Below are 21062 nucleotides of genomic sequence, written 5' to 3'. Positions count from 1 at the left end.
TTCCGTGTCCGATTTCCTGACGGGGATCGCGTTCTTCCTGATCATCGAGGGGCTGGTGTACGCACTGGCCCCTTCGGTTTTGAAGCGCATGGCGGAAATGCTGCCGCAGATTCCGGAAAGCCAGCTGCGCGCCTCGGGGCTCGTTGCCGTCGCCCTCGGCGTGCTGATGGTGTGGTTCATCCGCGGCGCGTGAGCCCGGCTCTTGCGGCCGGCCGCGAAGACGGGCAAGACTTCACGTCAATTTGGACGTGGCTGACTGATTTTTGCCGTATCCGGGGCAAACACTCGCCACGACAGCCAGGATAAAGAGGATGCCGAACATGGCTTTGAAGATGAGGTCCAGCGTAGCCCGTGCGGCGCTTTCGGTCGCGGTGGGTTTTCCGCTGATCGCGGGGGGACCGCTCGCCGTTCCGGCGGCAGCCCAGGTGAAGCCGGCCGGTCCGGAATCGGTCGCAGACCTTGCCGAGGGCCTGCTCGACGCGGTGGTGAACATCTCCACCTCGCAGAACGTGAAGAGCGACGACAAGGCGCCCATTCCGCAGGTGCCGGAGGGCTCGCCCTTCCAGGATTTCTTCGACGAGTTCTTCAAGGGCGAGGGCGGCGAAGGCTCGAACCAGCCGCAGACCGTCAACTCGCTCGGTTCCGGCTTCGTCATCGATCCCTCGGGGTTCATCGCCACGAACAACCATGTCATCGAGGGCGCGGACGACATCGAGGTGAACTTCGCCAACGGCTCGAAGCTGAAGGCGAAGCTGGTCGGCACCGACCCGAAGACGGACCTCGCGCTCCTGAAGGTGGAGCCGAAGGCGCCACTGAAGGCCGTGCCCTTCGGCGATTCCCGCACGATGCGCATCGGCGACTGGGTGATGGCGATCGGCAATCCGTTCGGCCTCGGCGGGTCGGTGACGGTGGGCATCATCTCGGCACGCGGCCGCAACATCAATGCCGGCCCCTACGATAATTTCATCCAGACGGACGCCGCCATCAACCGCGGCAATTCCGGCGGCCCGCTCTTCAACATGAAGGGGGAGGTCATCGGCATCAACACGGCGATCATCTCGCCTTCCGGCGGTTCGATCGGCATCGGCTTTTCCGTGCCGACGGAGCTGGCGCAGAACATCTTCCTGCAGCTGCGCGATTTCGGCGAGACGCGCCGCGGCTGGCTCGGCGTGCGCATCCAGCCGGTCACCGACGACATCGCCGAAAGCCTCGGCATGAGCGAGGCCAAGGGCGCGCTCGTCGCCGGCATCATCAAGGGCGGGCCGGTCGACAACGGCTCGATCATGACGGGCGACGTCATCACCCGCTTCGACGGCAAGGATGTCGACGAGATGCGCGACCTGCCGCGCGTCGTCGCCGAAAGCCCGGTGGGCAAGGCGGTCGACGTCGTGCTGCTGCGCGGCGGCAAGGAGATGACCGTCAAGGTCACGCTCGGCCGCCTCGAGGACGGCGAGAAGCAGGCGGAGGCCGAAGAGGAGGTGACGCAGGACGAGGGCACCACCGGGGAGGGCGCCACGCCCGAGACCGGCGCCCAGCCCGAGCAGACCAAGGCGGACATGGTCCTCGGCATGGCGATCAGCGACCTTGACGAGGAAGCGCGGAGGACCTTCGAGATCGCCGAAAGCGTCAAGGGCGTGGTCATCACCGAGGTCGCGCCGGAAACGGCCGCGGCCGAACGCGGTGTCGTGCCGGGCGACGTGATCGTCGAGATCGGCCAGGAGGCGGTGACGACGGCGGACGAAGTGAAGAGCCGCATCGACAAGCTGAAATCGGAGGATCGCCGCAACGCGCTCATGATGATCGCCAACCGCACCGGGGCGCTACGCTACATCACCGTGCGCATCGACTGACGGAAAGCCGAGTCCCGTCAGGCGCTTGGCGGCGGCAATCGAGAAAAAGATTCAGGCCGCTGGGGTTTCGCTTCAACCGCGTTATGCCAGCTCGGTGGCCCCTCGTGCGTCTTCCGGTCTTTCCCCCTGGCCGGAGGGCCCGATGAGGGCTCGTCGTTCAAGCCGGGATCACGAAGTCGGACTTGCGGTAGCCCTGCAGGTAGAGCAGGGCGGTGAGGTCGCCGTGGTCGATGCGGATCTTGGCTTCCGCCGCGACGGCGGGCTTGGCGTGCAGCGCGACGCCCGCTCCGGAAAGGTGCAGCATGCCGAGGTCGTTCGCGCCGTCGCCGACCGCCATGGCGTCCTGCGGCGAAATGCCGAGGCGCTCGGAAATGTCGATGAGGGCATCCACCTTGGCCTGCTTGCCGAGGATCGGCTCGGCCACCTCGCCGGTGAGCTTGCCGTCGGCGTCGAGAAGGATGTTGGCGCGGTTCTCGTCAAAGCCGAGCGTGGCGGCGATGCGGCTGGTGAAGACGGTGAAGCCGCCGGAGACGAGCGCGGTGTAGTAGCCCTTCGCCTTCATCGTGGCGATCAGCTCCCTGCCGCCGGGCGTCACCGTGATGCGCTTTTCGATGACCTCGTCGATGACGGAGACCGGCAGCCCCTTCAAGAGCGCGACCCGCTCGCGAAGGGCCGGCTCGAAGGCGATCTCGCCGTTCATGGCGCGGGCGGTAATAGCCGCGACCTTGTCCTTGAGGCCGACCTCGGCGGCAAGCTCGTCGATGCATTCCTGCCCGATCATGGTGGAATCCATGTCGGCGATCAGCAGCTTCTTGCGCCGTGTCTCGGCCTCCTGCACGGCAAGGTCGATCGGCTGGCCGCCGATGACGGCGAGGATCGTGTCGCGTGCCGCGTGGATGTCGCTGCCGTCGCGCAGCGCGATGTCGCAGGCGATGCCGTCGGCCAGCCAGTAGAGGCCGGAGGCCCTGACGGCTTCTGCCGCTTTCTCCGCGATGGCGGGCGTCAGGACGGGATTTGACGGATTGGCGACAAGCGTGGCAACGAAAGCCATGATGAGAAACCTTGATCGAAAGCGGGACGCGATCCTGATAACGGGCCCGACGGCGAGCGGCAAGTCCGCGCTCGCGGTGCGGCTGGCGGCCGCGCACGGCGGCGTGGTGGTCAATGCCGACAGCATGCAGGTCTACGACACGCTGAACGTCCTGACCGCCCGGCCGCAGCCTGAGGACATGGGCGGCATCGAGCACCGCCTCTATGGCCATGTGCCGGCGGCTTCCGCCTATTCCACCGGCGATTGGCTGCGCGAGGCGGCGGATGTGGTGGCGGAGCTGCGCTGGCGTAAGAAGCTGCCCGTCTTCGTCGGCGGCACGGGCCTTTATTTTCGCGCGCTGACGGGGGGGCTTTCGGACATGCCCGCGATTCCCGACGATGTCCGGGAGCGGATGCGCGCCCGGCTTGCCGCCGAGGGCGCCGAGGCCCTGCACCGGGAGCTTGCCGGGCGGGATCCGGATGTGGCGGCACGCCTGATGCCGGGCGACGGCCAGCGCATCGTGCGCGCGCTCGAGGTGCTGGAAACGACGGGGCGGTCCATTTCCGCCTTCCAGGCGACGGCAGGGCAGGCGCTGATCGATCCCGGACGGGCGGAAAAGATCGTCGTCTTGCCGGACCGCGCCGTGCTTGCCGCCCGGATCGATCGGCGCTTCGCGGAGATGCTGGAGTCCGGGGCCGTGGAGGAGGTAAGGGCGCTTCTGGCCCTCGACCTCTCTCCCGCCATGCCCGCGATGAAGGCGATCGGCGTGCCGCAGATCGCGGCCATGCTTGCCGGCGGGATGAGCAAGGCGGAGGTCGTCGAGCGCGGCGCGGCCGCGACGCGGCAATATGCAAAGCGCCAGATGACCTGGTTCCGCAACCAGCTCGACGAGAGCTGGCGGCGGGTCGATCCGCTCGCTTCCGGAGGAAATCCGGCGAGGTCCGGCTCACCGGAATTTTTCTAGGTGCCTGTGCTCATCATCATCGCCGGATCAGGCTGCTGAGCGGCTTCTTGAGAAGCTGGTCGCGGATCGAGCCCTCGCGGCGCGGCTCCTGCTGCTCGCCGAAGGCCGCGGCGGGGCGCATGGGCTGGCGGTAGGGATCGGCCGCGGGACGCTGCTGCTCGGCGGTGAGCTCGCGGCGGATGGCCTCGAAGCGCTCCTGCGCCGACTGTTCGTACATGCCGCCCGCGCCGGGCAGCATGTCGGGCCGGTAGGGCTCGGGCACCGGCGGAGCGGCCGGGCGGGCAGGGGGCTCGTTCCGGAGCGTATCGATATAGTCTTCCTCGTCCTCGTAGGGCGCGTCCTCGTAGCCGGTCGGAAGCGGGGCGCTCTGGCCCTGCGCGGCGAGGTAGGAATTCTGGAAGCCGGAAATGTCCGGCCCGGAGACCGCGCGCATGCGCGCGACGATGGAGCGCAGATCGACGCTTTGCGGGGTGTTGTCGCTGGCCCTGATGCCCGTGCCGTTCGCCTTCGGCAGGCGGTTCGCCTCGACGCGGGAGAAGCGCATGCGCATCGGCACCGCCACGGCCTCGCCAAAGGCGATGGCCTCGCCATTGCCGATCGACGAGATGAAACTCGTCGTGGACGTCGAGGAGTTCGGGATCGCCGAGCGGATGATCTCCTGGTCGTGCTCGTTGGCAAGGCGCATGGCGAAGATCGTCGAGCACTGCGACAGGATCGTCGGATCGAGCTCGCCCGGCCGCTGCGTGATGATGCCGAGCGAGACGCCGTACTTGCGGCCTTCCTTGGCGATGCGGGCGATGGCCTGGCGCGTCGGCATGAAGCCGAGCTTGGGGTCGGCCGGCACATAGCGGTGCGCCTCCTCGCAGACGACCAGCATGTGCACGCCGCCGTTGCTCCACAGGCCGATTTCGAAGGCCATGCGGCAGAGCACGGAGGCGACGGAGTTCACCACTTCCGAGGGAATGCCGGCAAGCTGGAAGGTGGTCACGGGCCTGCCTTCCCCCGGAATGCGGAAGATGCGGGCGATCGTGTCGAGGATCGTGTCGGTGATCGTGTTCGAGGAGAACATGAAGTGGTAGCGCGGGTCGTTGATCGCCGACATGATCTTGACCTTGAGCGAGCGCAGGTGCGGCTTTTCCGCCCGGCCTTCAAGGCGCCCTATGCGCTCGTCCACGAGCGCCAGAAGGTCGGCGATGCGGAAGGGAACGGGCGTATCGGCCGTGACCGAGCTCTTTTCGCTCGTGCGCCGCATCAGGCCACTTTCGCTCGATCCGCGGAAGGCGCGCTTGGCTTCCGGGATGAGGTCGCGCAGGATGTCCATTTCCTCCGGGACCGGCGGACGGCCGCGGAAGACGACTTCCGCGAATTCCTCCAGCCTGAACAGCCAGAAGGGCAGTTCGAGCGTATCGGTGTCGATGACGACCGCAAGATCGCCGAAGGCGGAGGCGAATTCGTTATGCGGGTCGAGGATCAGCACGCGCAGGCTGGGATCGGACTGGATCGCCTTGTGCAGGAGCAGCGTCACGGAGGTGGATTTGCCGACGCCCGTGGTGCCGACGATGGCAAAATGCTTCTCCAGCATGGACGGGACGTGGATGGTCGCGTCGAGGCTTTCGTCCTGCGCCAGCTTGCCGATGACGCAGACGTCGTTCTTGCCGGTATCGTAGACCTTTGCAAGGTCGGAGGCGCGGATGCGGTGGGCGATGGCACCCAGATAGGGATAGTCGGTGATGCCGGCGGAAAACTCCTCGCGGCCGTCCGCGCCGACACGCACCTCGCCCAACAGCTCGACCTCGATACGGAAGACCGTGTCCCCGTTCTCCGCCCAGTTGTGCTGGTCGGTCGACATGGAATAGACGAGCGCGACGATGCGGTTGCGGCCGACGGAGATTGAGATGAGGCGGCCGACGGCCCACAGCTCGGTGAGCGCCGTCTGGCCGCCTTCGGCGACGGCGCTGATGGTGGCGCGCGAACCGTTGCATGCGACGACACGGCCGAGCAGCCGGTTCCCGGCCGCCATCCCGTCCCGGCGATCCTGCTCGCCGGCCGCTATCGGGCTCTGGAAATCATTGTTCAGCAATCACGGCACTCCTTGCCATCAACCGCGACCTTAGCGATTGCCGCTTAATAAGACGTTTCGGGTTGAGGCGGCCGCAAGGCGCCCCCCGGCCGCGTTCTTGGAGAGCCGTGCCGTTCCGGAACATCCGGAAAGGCGTTGACGTGCGTATGCTTTGGAGCTAACAATCCGCCCCATGAAAAATCTGACGGCTATCATTCTTGTGGTGGGAAGGCGCATGGGCAGGGTGGTGTAACCACCCGGCGAAAGCACCCATGCGCGGTAAGCAGGCTCCTCCAGGGGCCTTTTTTTATGCCCTGGAATTCGATAATCACCCCCGAAATACGAAAGAGACGGACGGAAACATCCGATGAGCGGAACAGAAAACCAGATGACGGGCGCCGAAATTGTCATTCAGGCCCTGAAGGACAACGGCGTGAAACATATCTTCGGCTATCCGGGCGGTGCCGTCCTGCCGATCTATGACGAGATCTTCCAGCAGGACGACATCGAGCACATCCTCGTGCGCCACGAGCAGGGCGCCGGCCACATGGCCGAAGGCTATGCCCGCTCCACCGGCAAGGTCGGCGTCATGCTGGTGACCTCCGGCCCGGGCGCGACGAACGCCGTCACGCCGCTGCAGGACGCCCTGATGGATTCCATTCCGCTCGTCTGCCTCACCGGCCAGGTCCCGACCACGCTCATCGGATCGGATGCCTTCCAGGAGTGCGACACGGTCGGCATCACGCGGCCCTGCACCAAGCACAACTGGCTGGTCAAGGACGTCAACGACCTCGCCCGCATCATCCACGAAGCCTTCCGCATCGCGCAGTCCGGCCGTCCGGGCCCGGTCGTCGTCGACATTCCGAAGGACGTCCAGTTCGCGACCGGCACCTATACGCCGCCGTCCGCAGCGCCGATCCAGAAGAGCTACCAGCCGAAGCTGCAAGGCGACGCCAATCAGATCGCGGCCGCCGTCAGCTTGATGAAGTCGGCCCGCCGCCCGATCATCTATTCCGGCGGCGGCGTCGTGAACTCCGGCCCGGAGGCCTCGCGCCTGCTGCGCGAGCTGGTCGAGATCACCGGCTTCCCCATCACCTCGACGCTGATGGGGCTCGGCGCCTACCCGGCCTCCGGCAAGAACTGGCTGGGCATGCTTGGCATGCACGGTTCCTACGAGGCGAACATGGCGATGCACGACTGCGACGTCATGATCTGCGTCGGCGCGCGCTTCGACGACCGCATCACCGGCCGCCTCAATGCCTTCTCGCCGAACTCGAAGAAGATCCACATCGACATCGACCCGTCCTCGATCAACAAGAACGTCCGCGTCGACGTTCCGATCCTCGGCGACGTCGGCAACGTGCTGGAGGACATGGTCCGCCTGTGGCGGGCCGGCGCGAAGGACTACGACAAGGCTGTCCATGCCGAATGGTGGGCCTCCATCGCCAGGTGGCGCGCGCGCAACTCCTTCGCCTACAAGGCGAGCGACGACGTGATCATGCCGCAATATGCGATCCAGCGCCTCTACGAGCTGACCAAGGACCGCGACACCTATATCACGACGGAAGTCGGCCAGCACCAGATGTGGGCCGCGCAGTTCTACGGCTTCGAGCAGCCGAACCGCTGGATGACCTCGGGCGGCCTCGGCACCATGGGCTACGGCTTCCCGGCGGCGATCGGCGTGCAGGTCGCGCACCGCGACAGCCTCGTCATCGACATCGCCGGCGACGCCTCGATCCAGATGTGCATCCAGGAGATGAGCTGCGCCGTGCAGTATAACCTGCCGGTCAAGATCTTCATCCTGAACAACCAGTACATGGGCATGGTGCGCCAGTGGCAGCAGCTCCTGCACGGCAACCGGCTGTCGAATTCCTACACGGAAGCGATGCCGGACTTCGTGAAGCTCGCGGAAGCCTATGGCGGCGTCGGCATCGCCTGCGACAAGCCTTCGGACCTCGATGCGGCCATCCAGGAGATGATCGGCGTCAAGCGCCCGGTCATCTTCGATTGCCGCGTCGCCAACCTTGCGAACTGCTTCCCGATGATCCCGTCCGGCAAGGCGCATAACGAAATGCTGCTGCCCGACGAGGCCACGGACGAAGCGGTCGCCAACGCGATCGACGCCAAGGGCCGCCAGCTCGTTTGAATTGCGTAAGGAAAGAGAACGATAATGAACGCACACCTTCAGCCCACGGGCTCCGCCTATTTCATCGCCAAGGAAACCCAGGTCGCGGAGAGCCATACGCTCTCCGTGCTCGTCGACAACGAGCCCGGCGTCCTTGCCCGCGTCATCGGCCTCTTCTCCGGCCGCGGCTACAACATCGAAAGCCTCACGGTCTCGGAGACCGAGCACGAGGCGCACCTTTCGCGCATCACCATCGTCACGCGCGGCACGCCGGGGGTCCTGGAGCAGATCAAGTCGCAGCTCGAGCGCATCGTGCCGGTCCACCGGGTCGTCGACCTCACCGTGCGCGCCAAGGTCATGGGACAGGAGCGTCCGATCGAGCGCGAGGTGGCGCTGGTGAAGATCGCGGGTTCCGGCGAGATGCGCGCGGAAACGCTGCGCCTTGCGGACGCCTTCCACGCCAAGGTCGTCGATGCGACCACCGATCACTTCATCTTCGAGATCACCGGAAAGTCCTCCAAGGTCGACCAGTTCGTCGCGATCATGAAGCCGCTCGGCCTCATCGAGGTGTGTCGTACGGGCATAGCCGCGATGAACCGCGGCCCGCAGGGAATGTGAGGGGCAGCAGCTCCTCTTTTTCCAGGGGATGAAGGCGGTGGGGAATCAGCCTTTTCCCCATTCTTAAATCATCTCCAGCGGCCGCTTGCGGGTCGGCGGCGGGAAGGCCTCGTCGAGCAGACGGAGGTCTTCCGAGGTCAGGCGGATTTCGGAGGCGCGGACATTTTCGCGCACGCGTTCCGGCGAACCGGATTTCGGGATGGCGATGACGCCTGCCTTGGTGAGCAGGAAGGCCAGCGCGACCTGCGCGCTGCTCGCATTGTGGATGCGGCCGATCTCCTCCAGCGCCGGATGGCCGATCAGGCGGCCCTCGTCGAGCGGCGAATAGGCCATGATCGGGATGCCCTGCACCTGGCTCCAGCGCAGCAGATCGAACTCTATGCCGCGCCGGGCGAGGTTGTAGAGGACCTGGTTGGCGGCGGGGCGCGCCGGCTCGGCGACGCCGAGCAGTTCCTTCATGTCGGCTTCGTCGAAATTGGAAACGCCCCAGGCGCCGATCTTGCCCTCGGCCTTCAGCGCCTCGAAAGCCTCGACGGTCTCGGCGAGCGGATGGCGGCCTCGCCAGTGCAGGAGGTAAAGTTCGATATGGTCGGTGCGAAGGCGCTTCAGGCTCGCCTCGCAGGCGGCGATCGTGCCGGCGCGGCTGGCATTGTGGGGAAGCACCTTGCTGACGAGGAACACCTCGTCGCGGCGCCCTTCGATCGCTTCGCCGACCACCGTTTCCGCGCCGCCGTCGGCATACATTTCCGCCGTGTCGATCACCGTCATGCCGAGATCGAGCCCGGCGCGGAGGCTTGCGACTTCCCCGGCCGTCCTCGCCCGGCTTTCGCCCATGTGCCAGGTGCCGAGGCCCAGGGCCGGCACCTGCCGTCCGCCGGGAAGGGTGACTGCCGGTAGCTCCGCTTTCATGCTGCACTCCATCGCAACGCCATGCATTCCCGACCGGAATTGTCTGCATGACAAGAATTGGCTGGTCGTTGCAAAGAGATGGATTATCAATCGGAAAAAACAATCCGGATCCATGAAGAGTCTGCCATGCAGATCGAAATCTTTCTGGCGTTGCTCGTCTTCGCCTTCACGACCTCCATCACCCCCGGCCCGAACAACATGATGCTCTTCGCCTCGGGCGTGAACTTCGGTTTCGTGCGCACCATTCCGCATATGTGCGGCATCGGCGTCGGCTTTCTCGTGCTGCTGCTCGCCGTCGGCTTCGGGCTCGGCGCGCTGCTGGAGACCGTGCCGCTGCTCTATACGGCGCTGAAGTTCGCGGGCGGCGCCTATCTCCTGTGGATCGCCTGGAAGATCGGCACCTCGCGCAGCCTCGGCGAAGGCAGGGCCGGCGCGCGGCCGATGAGCTTCCTTGAAGCGGCTGCCTTCCAGTGGGTGAACCCGAAGGCCTGGGTCATGGCCGTCTCGGCCATGGCGACCTATACCAATGCGCAGAACTACACGCTGAGCGTGCTGATCGTCGGCATCGCCTTCGCGATCGTCAACTTCCCCAGCGTCTCGACCTGGGCCGGCTTCGGCTCGGCGCTGCGCCAGTGGCTTTCCGATCCGGTGCGGCTGAAATGGTTCAACATCACGATGGCGCTGCTGCTGGTCGCAAGCCTCTGGCCGATGCTGCGCTGAAAAGCCGGAGGAAGCGCCCTGCTTCGCAAGCGGACGCCGCGCCGGATCAGGCGCGATCGGCGACGAAGCGGGCGAGCCAGGGGCCGATGAGGGTGACGAGGATAAGCCGCGCCGTTTGCAGCGTCATGACGAAGGCGATGTCGACGTTGCTGGTGGCGGCGATGACGGCGATGGAATCGAGGCCGCCCGGGCTGGTCGACAGATAGGCGGTCAGCGGATCGACGCCGAGGACGAGGATCAGCAGGCCGGCGAGCAAGCCCGAAAAGCTGATCAGCGCGATGATCGACACGACGGTCGGCAGCAGGGCGCGGCGCGCATGCAGGAGGATGGCGCGGGTGAAGCCGAGGCCGATGTTCCAGCCGAGCAGGGCGAAGGCGATGACGAGCAGCCACTGCGGCAGCTCGACAGTGACCGCGCCGGACGAATTCAGCACCGAGGCGATGGCGAAGGGGACGAGGAAGGCGCCGGCCGGGATGCGCAGCTTCTGACCGATGACGCCGGCGAGGATGCCGACTGCCAGCATGGCGGCGAGCGGCAACGGCGGCACGGGCTCGAACCAGGCATGGGGCGGAACCGCCGCGCCGTCATGGCCGCCGAAATGGGCGACGAGCGTCGCGAAGCTGGCGACGAAGACGACCCGCAGGTATTGCATGAAGGCGACGAGGCGGGCGTCCGCGCCATAGGCCTCCGCCATCAGCATCATGGTCGAGGCCGCCCCTGCCGACGAGCCCCAGATCGCCGTCGTGCCGGGCAGGATGCCGGTGCGGGCGATCATCCAGCCGGAAAGCGTGCTGACGCCGATGACGGAGAGCACGACGAGGAGCATCAGCGGCCAGTTCCTGAAGAAGGTGGCGACGAAATCCTGCGACACCATGGTCGCGATCATCAGCGCCAGCACGACCTGCACGACGAAGAAGAAGACGCGCGGCAGGCGAATCGAGCCGCCGCCGAGCGCCACCACGATGCCGGCGAGCATCGGCCCCATGAGGAGAGCGGCCGGAAACCCCGCGACCTCGAGCGGCACGGTGGCGATGACCGACAGGCAGCCGACAAGGCACCATTGCAGCCAGGCCGGCAATCTGCCGGCGCCGGTCGGTGTGTTCGGGCTGCCGTTCGGGCGAGGGGAGGCGGGGGACAAATCAACGCTCCGGAAGGTTAAGCCCTGCATACAGCGACAAGGCGCCGTGGAACAGGGCCAAATCAGGGGGTAGGCGATTCCTTCGCGGTCTTGTGAACTCGGCGCTCCGCCCCTTGCCTCGCGGCTGCGAATCCTGCCAAGTCCAAGCATGGAATTCGCACCCCAACAGGACGAAGCGCTGAAGGCCGTCTCGCGGTGGCTGAAGGATGGGCACCAACCGCTGTTCCGGCTGTTCGGCTATGCCGGCACCGGCAAGACGACGCTCGCGCGCCATTTCGCCGAGCATGTCGACGGCGAGGTGCTGTTCGCCGCCTTCACGGGCAAGGCGGCGCAGGTGCTGCGCTCGAAGGGGGCGACCAACGCAAGGACGATCCATTCGCTGATCTATCGCCCGCGCGGCGAGGAGGAGGTGGCGGACGAGGAAACCGGAAAGACCTCGATCTCGCCGATGTTCTCCATCAACCGCCAGAGCCCGGTCGCAAAGGCCGCGCTCGTCGTCGTCGACGAATGCTCGATGGTCGATGAGGCGCTGGGCAGGGACCTGATGAGCTTCGGCACGCCGATCCTCGTGCTCGGCGATCCGGGCCAGCTGCCGCCCGTTTCCGGCGGTGGCTACTTCACCAACCAGGAGCCGGACTACCTGCTGACGGAAATCCACCGCCAGGCGCGCGACAATCCGATCATCCAGCTCGCCATGCAGGTGCGCGAAGGCGGCGACATCGCCTATGGCGACTACGGGGCCGCCCGCGTCATCGGCCGCAGCGAGGTCGACCAGACGCTCGTGCTCGATGCCGACCAGGTGCTCGTCGGCACTAACCGCACGCGCCGGCGCTACAACCAGCGGCTCCGCGAGCTGAAGGGGTTCACCACGGACTACCCGCAGTCCGGCGACAAGCTGGTGTGCCTGCGCAACGACCCGGCCAAGGGCCTGCTCAACGGCTCGCTCTGGCAGGTGATGAGCTCGTCCAAGGAAACCGTGAAGCCCGGCATCAACCTGATGATCCGGCCGGAGGACGACGACATGGATCGCGGCGCAGCCAAGATCAAGCTGCTCAAGGCCGCCTTCGAGAACCTGGAAGAGGAAATCCCCTGGTCGACGCGCAAGCGCTACGACGAGTTCGACTTCGGCTATGCGCTGACCGTGCACAAGGCGCAGGGTTCGCAGTGGAACAATGTGGTGCTGTTCGATGAAAGTTTCGCTTTCCGTGACACGCGCGAACGCTGGCTCTACACCGCCATCACACGCGCCGCGGAAACGCTGACCGTCGTGCGGTAGCCTGGAGCATACGCCAGGCCACGGCACGCTCTTGCCGGAAGCACGGCCATCATGCCGGCCGCTTGATCGCCCTCAGTGACCGACGATCCCGAGCATGACCGCCTTGGCGACGGCCTGGAAACGGTTGTTGCTGTTGAACTTGGCGATGATGTTCTTCTCCATCACCTGCACCTCGCCGGGCTCGACCTCGAGCGCGCGGGCGATGCGGCTCGTCGGGTAGCCTTCCGCCATCAGCGCGAGGCAGCGCAGTTCCAGCGGCGTCAGGTGGGCCTGCGGCGTGTTGTCGTTCGTCTCGATCTCGTGCGCGGCGGTGAAGTCCAGCAGCTCGTTGATCTGCTGCATCTGCCGGCGGATCGTCGATTGCTGGGCGGCGAGCTCCCTTTTCCGCGCGGTCATGGCCATGCGGAAGACGGCATCGGCCTCTTCCTGGCTTTCGGCGGCGGAAAGCTGTTCCAGCAGCTCCTGGATCACGGCGACGGGCATGCCCGTCTCGCGGCAGGTGTTGACCACGGCCATCTGCTGGATTTCCGCCGGCCCGTAGACGCGCATCGGGCCGACGCGGGCCGCGGTCAGCAGGCCCTTCTCCTCGTAGAAATGCAGCGTGCGGTGCGTCACGCCGAAGGCGTTCGCCATGTCCGCGATGGCAAGGCGTCCTTCGGGCAGGTTTTCCGGCAGCGGCGCCACGGGCAGGAAGCGGATGGATTTGCGTGCGGCCGCGCGGCCCTCGGCCTTCTTCGACTCATTGGTCATCATGAAAGCGGTCTGCGAAAAGAAAGAACGGTCATGTGTTTACCCCCGGTCGCCGGCACGAGACCATCCCTGTATAAGGCTGGATGTCCAGACGGCGCATAGTGCCCCTTCATCGCATATGTCCTTCCGGCCCGTGCAATGCCGGCGAGACGCATGCGACGATGCCGCAGCCATTCGATACTCGTGCGTGGTGATCGTATCGGTTTGCGGCCCGAGCGGTAAACATTACCAGTCCGCCCATTCTCCCAAGATAAGCTTTCGGCATGGATATGCATATCGCGACATCTAGGGATGTATTTTCTCCGGCCGGTTGTACGGCGTCGCCGCCGCCTTACCGTAGCAGCGGCGTGCCCGCTTGGTCCGATCCCGCGGCCTCGGCGAGCGCCGCCGGTGCTTGCGCGGGGCAGGCGGCCTTCCGTGCCGGATCGGGCAGGCCGCGAGACGACACCTGCTCCTCCCGCGCAAGGCATTCCATGATGCCGCTGGCGGCGCCCGTGCGTATCGCATGGCGGTAGAGCGGTCCGTTTGCCGCAAGGGTGCGCGCGGCAAAGCTCACGGCCTCGTAGGCGACGCCGGCTTGGCTGCGCAGCTGCTCGCGGGAGAAGTGGCGGGTGTAGATCGTCGTGCCGGACTGCTCGTGGATCAGCCGGGCATAGACGCCGCCGCCGTCCCGGCGGTTTTCGACGCGGATCGCATAGGCGAGCGGATGCGGCACGCCCGTCTCGCGCGCGCCGGTGAGGCGCACGGTCTTGTGGTAGCCGGCAGAATCCGTGATGGCACGGGCAAGCGCGTTGCAATCGCCCCCGGCCGGCCAGCATTGCAGGATATAAAGGTGCGGCAGGGCCTGCATCCGGCCCGACAGCTTGTCCTCGACGGAAAGCATGAACTGCGCCTTGGCCACGGCCGCATCGGTCGGTTCCGGATAGACGGAAGGGGTGAGGAAGAACAGCGGCAGCAGCGAGAAGAGCGCAAGAGGCGAAGAAACCGGAGCGGGAAGCCAGGGCCGGCGCGGCTTCGGCTTGTGCCGGGCGGCACGCTGAGACGCGGCCGGAGCGGCGCCCTCAGCGGTTTCCGGCGCCTTGCCGACGAGGCTGTATTCCGGGACGTAACTGCCGAGGGGCACGCGGATGCGCAGCCGGTCCGAAGCGCCTTCCGTCTCGTAGTACTGCTCCAGCAGCTTGCGCAGCTTGCCGGCCTGGACGCGCACCAGCGGATCGTTGCCGGCGTCGAAGCCGGGCGGCCGGCCGAAGACGTCGATGCCGATGCTGTAGCCCTTCAGATGGGCCGCCTTGCCGGAAAGTTCGTTCTCGACGATGTAGGAAAGGAACGAGCGCAGCCGCTCGGAACGGGCAAAGGTGTCGCTGGCGATCACGGCATCGAGGGCACGCCGCACGAGCTCGCACGCCGGTCTGTCGGTCCTGCTCATGGTGCCGCCATAGAGGAGACCATCGTCGCTGCCTGATGTCCTTCCGTTCCCATGCCGAGGCGCGGCGAAGCGCGCCATCCCCAAACCAGAGGGGAGTTTATCGATGATTCTTGATTATCGGCAAGGGTCAAGCCGGCCATGGCCGGCAATTCTCCCGCAAGGCCGGCCGGCGCGGCTTTCGCGGCGATTGCCCTTGTGGAAACAACAGGCTAGACGTTGATCCCGCAACTAGGAGTCCGCGACGTCATGCCTGCGAAGCTGTCGGTCAATCTCAACGCCATCGCCATGCTGCGCAACCGCCGCGACCTGCCCTGGCCGAGCGTCGTCGGCCTCGGCCGGATCGCGCTCCAGGCGGGCGCCGGCGGGCTCACCGTGCATCCCCGGCCGGACCAGCGCCATGTGCGCTTCAGCGACCTCGCGCCGATCCGCGCGCTCATCGACGGCGAGTTCGCCGGCTCGGAATTCAACATCGAGGGCTTTCCGGAAGAGAGTTTCATGCGCCTCGTCGAGGAGCACCGCCCCGAGCAGGTGACGCTGGTGCCGGACGATCCCTCGCAGGCGACGTCCGACCACGGCTGGGACTTCCGCAAGAACCATAACCTGCTCGGCAATATCGTCGGCCGGCTGAAGAAGCTGGGCCTGCGCGTCTCGCTCTTTGCCGACGGCGATCCGGACCGCGAGGCGCTGACGATCGCAAGGGAGGTCGGCGCGGACCGGATCGAGCTTTATACCGGACCCTACGGCGGCTGCCACGACGATCCGGCCGAGGCCGCGCGCATCGTCGAACTGCTCGGACAGACGGCGGACATCGCGCTCGATCTCGGCCTCGACGTCAATGCCGGCCACGACCTGACGGTCGCCAACCTGCCGGCGCTGGTCGCCCGTATTCCGCGCCTTGCGGAAGTGTCGATCGGCCACGGCCTGACGGCGGATGCATTGGAATACGGCATGGCGGAAACCGTCCGCCGCTTCTGCCGCGCCTGCGGCCAGGATGTCTGACGGTCGTGCGGCGCCCCATGGGAGCGCCGCATCGCATTTCCATCAGCCGAGGAGCGCCGCCTTGTTGGCGGCGACGAAATCCTCGAGGGAGGTCGGCCTGCGGCCCGACAGCGTTTCGGCGTCGCCTGTGACCATCGCGACCTTGCCTTCGCGCGTGTTGGCGTCGAAGGAGACGATGGTCGGGATGAAGGCTTCCGGCAGGCCGGCGGCCTTCAGGCCTTCGGCGAGCTGGGCGTCCGACACATGCACCACCTTGAGCGGCCTGCCGGTCGCGGCGGAGACGACGGCGGCGATTTCCTCGGCCGTGCGGCTCTCCGGGCCGGTCAGCGTATAGGTCCTGCTCTCGTCGCCGGCCTTCAGCGCGGCGCCGGCGACGGCCGCCGCGGTATCGGCGCGGGTGATGTGCGCGACCTTGCCGTCACCGGCGGAGGTGTACCAGGAGCCGGTCTCAAGCGCGTGCGGCAGCGACATGAAGAGGTTTTCCGCATACCAGCCGTCGCGCAGGATGGTGTAGGGGATGCCGGTCGCCTTGATGGCTTCCTCCGTGCCGAGATGATCGGGCGCGAAGGTGACGAGCGAATCGTCCGGCTGCGGCATGGAGGTGTAGAGGATGTGCTTCGCGCCGGCCTTGCCGGCGGCGGCGACGGCGGCCTTGTGCTGGGCGAGGCGCCTGCCCGGCTCGTCGAGCGCGTCGGTGGAGATGATCAGGACCTTGGCGGCGCCGGCAAAGGCGGCGTCGAGCGAGGCCGGATCGTCGAAGTCCGCGGTGCGCACGACGACGCCCTTGGCGGCATAGTCGGCGAGCTTGGACGTGTCGCGGGTGGTGGCGATGATGCTGGCCGGTGCCTTGCCGGCGGCGAGGAGGGCATCGAGCACGAGGCGGCCGAGCTGGCCGGAGGCGCCGGTGACGAGAAGCGTGTCGGTCATGTCTTTCCCTTTCTGGCAGGCGGGCGGAGGCGCCGATCCTGCTGCAACCTGGTCTCTTATGGAGACTTGCTCTTATCTGGTAATCTGCTAGAGCCTGTAAAGGAGGCAGGTTTTCCTGCGGTGGTTACCTGGAGGGAACCGGCTATGAACAGGATCGTGGAGCGCGCCCAGGGGGAACGCGTCATCCTCATCGACGGCGTGCCCATGTCGATGGACGATTGCCCGGTGCGCGACGTGCTGGACAGCGTCGGCGGCAAGTGGACGTCGCTGATGATACTCGGCCTTGCCGACGGGCCGCGGCGCTTCTCGCAGCTCCGCCGGTTCATCCCGGACATTTCGCAGCGCATGCTGACCCAGACCTTGCGGGACCTGCAGCGCGACGGCTATCTCACCCGTACCGTCTATCCCACCCAGCCGCCGAGCGTCGAATACGAACTGACGCCGCTCGGCCGGTCCTTTCTTGCGCTTCTCAGATCCCTCGTGCAGTGGTCTAAGGAGAACCACGTCGCGATAAGGGCCGCCCGCGCGGCCTATGACGCGGAACAGGACTGACGCTCGAAATATCGACCGGGCCGCATCGGGGAAGGGGTATGAAGCCACTGGATATCGGCATTGCCGGCGCAGGGCCCGCGGGGCTTGCAACGGCGCTTTTTCTTGCGCGCGCCGGCCATCGGGTCGAACTCATCGAGCGCTTCGAGCGCCCGTCGCCGGTCGGTTCCGGATTGCTGATGCAGCCGACCGGGCTCACCGTGCTCGACGCCCTCGGCCTTTCCTGCGCCATCCATGCGCTCGGCAATCGCATCGACCGGCTGCACGGCGCCGATGCCGGCAGCGGCCGGACCGTGCTCGATGTCCGCTACGACGCGCTGGCCGGCGGGCGCTACGGGCTGGCCGTGCACCGCGCGGCGCTCTTCTCGACGCTGCACGATGCGGTGGCGGCGGAGAAAATTCCGATCCGCACCGGCATCACGCTCGCCAAGGCGGAGACCCGGCAGTCCCGCACGGCCCTGCACGACCCGGACGGCGGGATCGTGGGCGACTACGACCTGGTGGTCGACGCGACGGGCGCGCGCTCGCAGCTCGCCGCTGCCTCCGTCGTCGCGCCGAAGGTGAGGGAATTGCCGTGGGGGGCCTTCTGGGCGACGCTCGATTGCGACGGCATCGACCACGACCCGCGGGCGCTCACCCAACGGTATGATGCCGCGAAAGTCATGATCGGCATATTGCCGGTCGGTCGGGCGCATCCGGGCGAGGGGCGCAAGGCCGCCTTCTTCTGGAGCCTCAAGACGGCGGATGCGGAGGCGGTGAAGCGGGAAGGGCTTGCGCGCTGGAAGGCCGGCATCGTCGGTTATTGGCCGCAGACGGCGCCGTTCCTCGAGCAGATCACGGACTGGGAGCAACTGACGCTCGCGCGCTACGCTCACCGCACCGCGCTGCCGCCCTATGCGGACGGCATCGTCTTCGTCGGCGACAGCGCCCATTCCACCAGTCCGCAGCTCGGGCAGGGAGCGAACATGGCGCTGCTCGATGCCGCGGCGCTGGCGCATGCCCTTTCATCGGCAAGTTCGGTGGAGGAGGCTTTGGCCGCCTACGCGGCCGCACGGCGCAGCCATGTCAGGCTGTTCCAGCTGCTCTCGTACGTCTTCACGCCGTTCTACCAGTCGGATTCGCGGTCGATCGCCTGGCTGCGCGACAGGCTCGTCGCCACCGTCGCGAAAATTCCGCCCGCCCCGCAGGTCCTTGCCGCCATCGTCTCCGGCACGCTCGCCGACCCGTTCACGCGGGCCGGCCTCAGGGAATGCCGCTGGCTGGATGCGGCGCTGAAGGAGGCCTGACGAAGGTCAGGCGGCCTTGCTCGCGACGGTCCGGCCGAGCGCGAAGTCGACCGCGGCCCTGGCGTGGATGGCGGTGGAGTCGAAGCCCGGCAGCGGCAGGGCGTCGGGATCGAGCAGCAGGCAGATCTCCGTGCAGCCGAGGATGACGCAGTCGGCGCCCTGCGCGCGGGCCGCCTCGATCATGGCGAGCACGCGCTCGCGCGAACCGTCGAGCACCTTGCCCTGGCAGAGCTCGTTGAAGATGACGTCGTGGATCAGCATGCGGCCGGCCTCGTCCGGCACCGTCACGTCGAGGCCGGCCTGCTTCATGCGTGCTGCGTAGAAGCCGTGCTCCATCGTGTAGCGGGTGGCGAGCAGCAACGGGCGGCGCCTGCCGGCTGCGAGAATTTCGCGCGCGGTCTCGTCGATGATGTTGAGAAGCGGCGCCTTGACGGCGGCCTGTACCGCATCGGCGACGAGGTGCATCGTGTTGGTGCAGATCAGCACGCATTCGGCGCCGGCTCGTTCGAGCCCTGCGGCGACCGCGCCGAGCCGTTCGCCGGCGGCATCCCAGCGGCCCGCCTTCTGAAGCTCGACGATCGACTGGAAATCGACCGAATGGACGAGCACGTCCGCCGAATGCAGCCCGCCCCGCCGCGCGCGCACCGCCTCGTTGATCATCCGGTAGTAGACCGCCGTGCTCTCGAAGCTCATGCCGCCGATAAGGCCGATCGTCTTCATGGTCGTCTCCCCGCTGGTGGTTTGGATAGGAGGAAGGATGCAGCGGGCACGGCGGCGATTGTTCGCAAAGTTTCGGCCGGGATGGGAATTGTATGGCGTTTTTTCTTGCGGTTTTTAGATTTTGCGCGCTGAATTCGCGCAACTGAGAAAGCTTATGGAGAATCCGAGCGTGCTGGATGAAAGAGACAGGAAGTTGCTGGCGCTGTTGCAGGAGGATGCGGGCGCGCCCGTCTCGGCCCTGGCGGAGAAGGTGAACCTATCGCTTTCGGCCTGCGCCCGCCGCATCCAGAGGCTGGAGGAGAGCGGGCACATCGCGGGAAGGGTGGCGCTGCTCGACCGGGAGAAGATGGGGGTGCCGACGACGGTCTTCGCGCTCATCAAGACCGCGCACCACAGCGACGATTGGATCGGGCTGTTCTCGCGAGCCATCGCCGATATTCCGGAGGTCGTCGAGGCGCACCGCCTGACGGGCAATTACGACTATATCCTGAAGATCGTGCTGCCGCGGGTCGAGCATTATGACGTCGTCTACAAGCGCATCGTGCGCCGGGTCGAACTTTTCGACGTGTCCGCCTCGATCTCCATGGAGGTGCTGAAGAGCGGATCGCGGCTGCCGGTCGAGCACGCCGAATAGCGGGCATGAAAAAGGCCGGTCGAAACCGGCCTTTCAGGTCTTGCGCCGTGTGCGGGCGTCTTACGCAGCGGAGAGCTGGTCGGCCGACATCTTGCCGGACTTGCGGTCACGGACCAGCTCGAAGCTGACCTTCTGACCTTCGTTGAGACCGGCGAGGCCGGCGCGCTGCACGGCGGAGACGTGGACGAAAACGTCCGGTTCACCGCTGTCCTGCTGAATGAAGCCGTAGCCCTTGGTCGTGTTGAACCACTTTACGGTACCAGTTGCCATGACGAAACCTTTCCTGAGCCGTCAAATCAATCGTCGGCCGCTTTCGGGCGGCCATGGGTGTTCGAATTTGAAGGGGAAGTTCGTGGAGCTGCAGGCTGGAACCCGCAAACGCAGAAGACAACGTTCAAATCTCGATGCGGCAGAAATAAGTGCTTCGCCGCGACGGGTCAAGAGACAGGTTCGCGAAGGCTCGCACGCCGCCGGCGGCCTTGCCGTGGAAGGGGCGATAGCGGAGGAGCCCGGCATGCCGGGCTCCCCGAAAGCGCCGGACCGTCAATCGATGTCGATGTGGTTACGGTCGTCGCAGTGGCGGACCCTGGTGCGCCGCCCGTTCTCGTCGAACAGCACGAGCCAGTTGGTCGAGCAGTAGGCGCCGCCCTTGGCCTGGATGAGTTGGTACCGCTTCGCTCTGACATGGGTGACCGGCTTGTGCTCGATTCCCTGATACTCGCCGCGGCCGCCGCTGCCGCTGCTGCTTTGGCCGCGCGAGGCCTGCTGGGCGAGCGTCGGGGTGGCAAGCGAGCCGGCCACGGTGACGGCGGCCAGGGAAAGAAGGATCATTTTACGCATGGTTTCTCCTGTGTTGGCAGAGCGTTCCTTCGCTCCTGCCAGGATAGTCCCACGGTTCCGCGGGCCGCGTTGTCACGCCGGTAACACAAGCCTTCCGCACGAAAAAGGCCCCGGAAACGGGGCCTTCAGGCAGCTGGCAAACATCGCCCCAGCCGCGCCGTCATCCTCGGGCTTGTGTGGAAGAAGTGTGGTTTACTGGATGCACCGGCCGGGATGCGCATCCCGGCCGGTGCAGGCAGGCG

Annotated in this window: 21 protein-coding genes; 11 read left to right on the top strand and 10 right to left on the bottom strand. The window is 66.4% G+C overall.

What is annotated here, in order from left to right; all coding sequences use genetic code 11:
• Nucleotides 1-4: 4 nt before the first annotated feature.
• Nucleotides 5-193 carry a DUF2065 domain-containing protein gene (locus ACIIOY_RS00105; RefSeq protein WP_411032573.1) on the top strand — a complete coding sequence of 63 codons (189 nt, stop codon included), beginning with the start codon at nt 5-7 and terminating at the stop codon, nt 191-193.
• Between the two features lie 127 nt (nt 194-320).
• On the top strand, nt 321-1850 hold the full coding sequence (locus ACIIOY_RS00100) for a DegQ family serine endoprotease (protein WP_411032572.1): 1530 nt from the start codon (nt 321-323) through the stop codon (nt 1848-1850).
• A gap of 157 nt (nt 1851-2007) precedes the next feature.
• On the opposite strand, the gene serB is transcribed toward ACIIOY_RS00100, so the two are convergent.
• Nucleotides 2008-2901, bottom strand: coding sequence for a phosphoserine phosphatase SerB (serB, locus tag ACIIOY_RS00095; protein WP_411032571.1), 894 nt, complete (start codon nt 2899-2901; stop codon nt 2008-2010).
• Here serB and miaA point away from each other — a divergent pair.
• Nucleotides 2900-3844 (top strand): tRNA (adenosine(37)-N6)-dimethylallyltransferase MiaA, encoded by a 945-nt coding sequence (gene miaA, locus ACIIOY_RS00090; protein WP_411032570.1) that lies wholly within the window; start codon nt 2900-2902, stop codon nt 3842-3844. The genes serB and miaA overlap by 2 nt on opposite strands.
• A 16-nt stretch (nt 3845-3860) precedes the next feature.
• Here the strand turns inward: miaA and ACIIOY_RS00085 are convergent, their stop codons facing one another.
• Nucleotides 3861-5864 carry an ATP-binding protein gene (locus ACIIOY_RS00085; protein WP_411033031.1) on the bottom strand — a complete coding sequence of 668 codons (2004 nt, stop codon included), beginning with the start codon at nt 5862-5864 and terminating at the stop codon, nt 3861-3863.
• A 406-nt stretch (nt 5865-6270) separates the two neighbouring features.
• Here ACIIOY_RS00085 and ACIIOY_RS00080 point away from each other — a divergent pair, with 406 nt between their 5' ends.
• The gene (locus ACIIOY_RS00080; protein WP_411032569.1) at nt 6271-8049 is read left to right on the top strand and encodes an acetolactate synthase 3 large subunit; all 1779 of its coding nucleotides are present in this window, start codon (nt 6271-6273) and stop codon (nt 8047-8049) included.
• 24 nt (nt 8050-8073) lie between these two features.
• Nucleotides 8074-8646, top strand: a complete 573-nt coding sequence (gene ilvN / locus ACIIOY_RS00075; protein WP_411032568.1) for an acetolactate synthase small subunit — start codon at nt 8074-8076, stop codon at nt 8644-8646.
• Nucleotides 8647-8709: 63 nt separating this feature from the next.
• On the opposite strand, the gene ACIIOY_RS00070 is transcribed toward ilvN, so the two are convergent.
• On the bottom strand, nt 8710-9555 hold the full coding sequence (locus ACIIOY_RS00070) for an aldo/keto reductase (protein WP_411032567.1): 846 nt from the start codon (nt 9553-9555) through the stop codon (nt 8710-8712).
• Nucleotides 9556-9681: 126 nt separating this feature from the next.
• Between ACIIOY_RS00070 and ACIIOY_RS00065 the strand changes: the two genes are divergently transcribed.
• The gene (locus ACIIOY_RS00065; protein WP_411032566.1) at nt 9682-10275 is read left to right on the top strand and encodes a LysE family translocator; all 594 of its coding nucleotides are present in this window, start codon (nt 9682-9684) and stop codon (nt 10273-10275) included.
• A gap of 46 nt (nt 10276-10321) precedes the next feature.
• On the opposite strand, the gene ACIIOY_RS00060 is transcribed toward ACIIOY_RS00065, so the two are convergent.
• On the bottom strand, nt 10322-11413 hold the full coding sequence (locus ACIIOY_RS00060; protein ID WP_411032565.1) for an AbrB family transcriptional regulator: 1092 nt from the start codon (nt 11411-11413) through the stop codon (nt 10322-10324).
• A gap of 148 nt (nt 11414-11561) precedes the next feature.
• Here ACIIOY_RS00060 and ACIIOY_RS00055 point away from each other — a divergent pair, with 148 nt between their 5' ends.
• Nucleotides 11562-12689, top strand: coding sequence for an ATP-dependent DNA helicase (locus tag ACIIOY_RS00055; RefSeq protein WP_411032564.1), 1128 nt, complete (start codon nt 11562-11564; stop codon nt 12687-12689).
• 72 nt (nt 12690-12761) lie between these two features.
• Here the strand turns inward: ACIIOY_RS00055 and ACIIOY_RS00050 are convergent, their stop codons facing one another.
• Nucleotides 12762-13439, bottom strand: a complete 678-nt coding sequence (locus ACIIOY_RS00050; protein WP_411033030.1) for a MerR family transcriptional regulator — start codon at nt 13437-13439, stop codon at nt 12762-12764.
• 331 nt (nt 13440-13770) lie between these two features.
• A complete protein-coding gene (locus ACIIOY_RS00045; RefSeq protein WP_411032563.1) occupies nt 13771-14865 on the bottom strand; it encodes a hypothetical protein in 1095 nt (364 codons plus the stop codon).
• Nucleotides 14866-15111: 246 nt separating this feature from the next.
• Here ACIIOY_RS00045 and ACIIOY_RS00040 point away from each other — a divergent pair, with 246 nt between their 5' ends.
• A complete protein-coding gene (locus ACIIOY_RS00040) occupies nt 15112-15864 on the top strand; it encodes a pyridoxine 5'-phosphate synthase (protein ID WP_411032562.1) in 753 nt (250 codons plus the stop codon).
• 42 nt (nt 15865-15906) lie between these two features.
• Here the strand turns inward: ACIIOY_RS00040 and ACIIOY_RS00035 are convergent, their stop codons facing one another.
• Entirely contained in the window at nt 15907-16791 is an 885-nt protein-coding gene (locus ACIIOY_RS00035; RefSeq protein ID WP_411032561.1) for an SDR family oxidoreductase, read from the bottom strand.
• Nucleotides 16792-16935: 144 nt separating this feature from the next.
• Between ACIIOY_RS00035 and ACIIOY_RS00030 the strand changes: the two genes are divergently transcribed.
• Nucleotides 16936-17343, top strand: a complete 408-nt coding sequence (locus ACIIOY_RS00030) for a winged helix-turn-helix transcriptional regulator (protein ID WP_411032560.1) — start codon at nt 16936-16938, stop codon at nt 17341-17343.
• Nucleotides 17344-17381: 38 nt separating this feature from the next.
• Nucleotides 17382-18626, top strand: a complete 1245-nt coding sequence (locus ACIIOY_RS00025) for an FAD-dependent oxidoreductase (protein WP_411032559.1) — start codon at nt 17382-17384, stop codon at nt 18624-18626.
• Nucleotides 18627-18632: 6 nt separating this feature from the next.
• On the opposite strand, the gene ACIIOY_RS00020 is transcribed toward ACIIOY_RS00025, so the two are convergent.
• Entirely contained in the window at nt 18633-19346 is a 714-nt protein-coding gene (locus tag ACIIOY_RS00020; protein ID WP_411032558.1) for an aspartate/glutamate racemase family protein, read from the bottom strand.
• Nucleotides 19347-19515: 169 nt separating this feature from the next.
• On the opposite strand from ACIIOY_RS00020, the gene ACIIOY_RS00015 reads away from it, so the two are divergent.
• Entirely contained in the window at nt 19516-19980 is a 465-nt protein-coding gene (locus ACIIOY_RS00015) for an Lrp/AsnC family transcriptional regulator (protein WP_411032557.1), read from the top strand.
• 60 nt (nt 19981-20040) lie between these two features.
• Here ACIIOY_RS00015 and ACIIOY_RS00010 read toward each other — a convergent pair whose 3' ends face one another.
• Both ACIIOY_RS00010 and ACIIOY_RS00005 read right to left on the bottom strand, forming a co-directional pair.
• Nucleotides 20041-20250, bottom strand: coding sequence for a cold-shock protein (locus ACIIOY_RS00010; protein ID WP_411032556.1), 210 nt, complete (start codon nt 20248-20250; stop codon nt 20041-20043).
• A 273-nt stretch (nt 20251-20523) separates the two neighbouring features.
• Nucleotides 20524-20820, bottom strand: coding sequence for a hypothetical protein (locus ACIIOY_RS00005; protein ID WP_411032555.1), 297 nt, complete (start codon nt 20818-20820; stop codon nt 20524-20526).
• Nucleotides 20821-21062 lie beyond the last annotated feature (242 nt).

The organism is Shinella agrisoli, assembly GCF_046557955.1.
Classification (GTDB): domain Bacteria; phylum Pseudomonadota; class Alphaproteobacteria; order Rhizobiales; family Rhizobiaceae; genus Shinella.
Note: the sequence above shows the minus strand (reverse complement) of the source record. Positions and strands in the feature narration are given on the sequence as shown.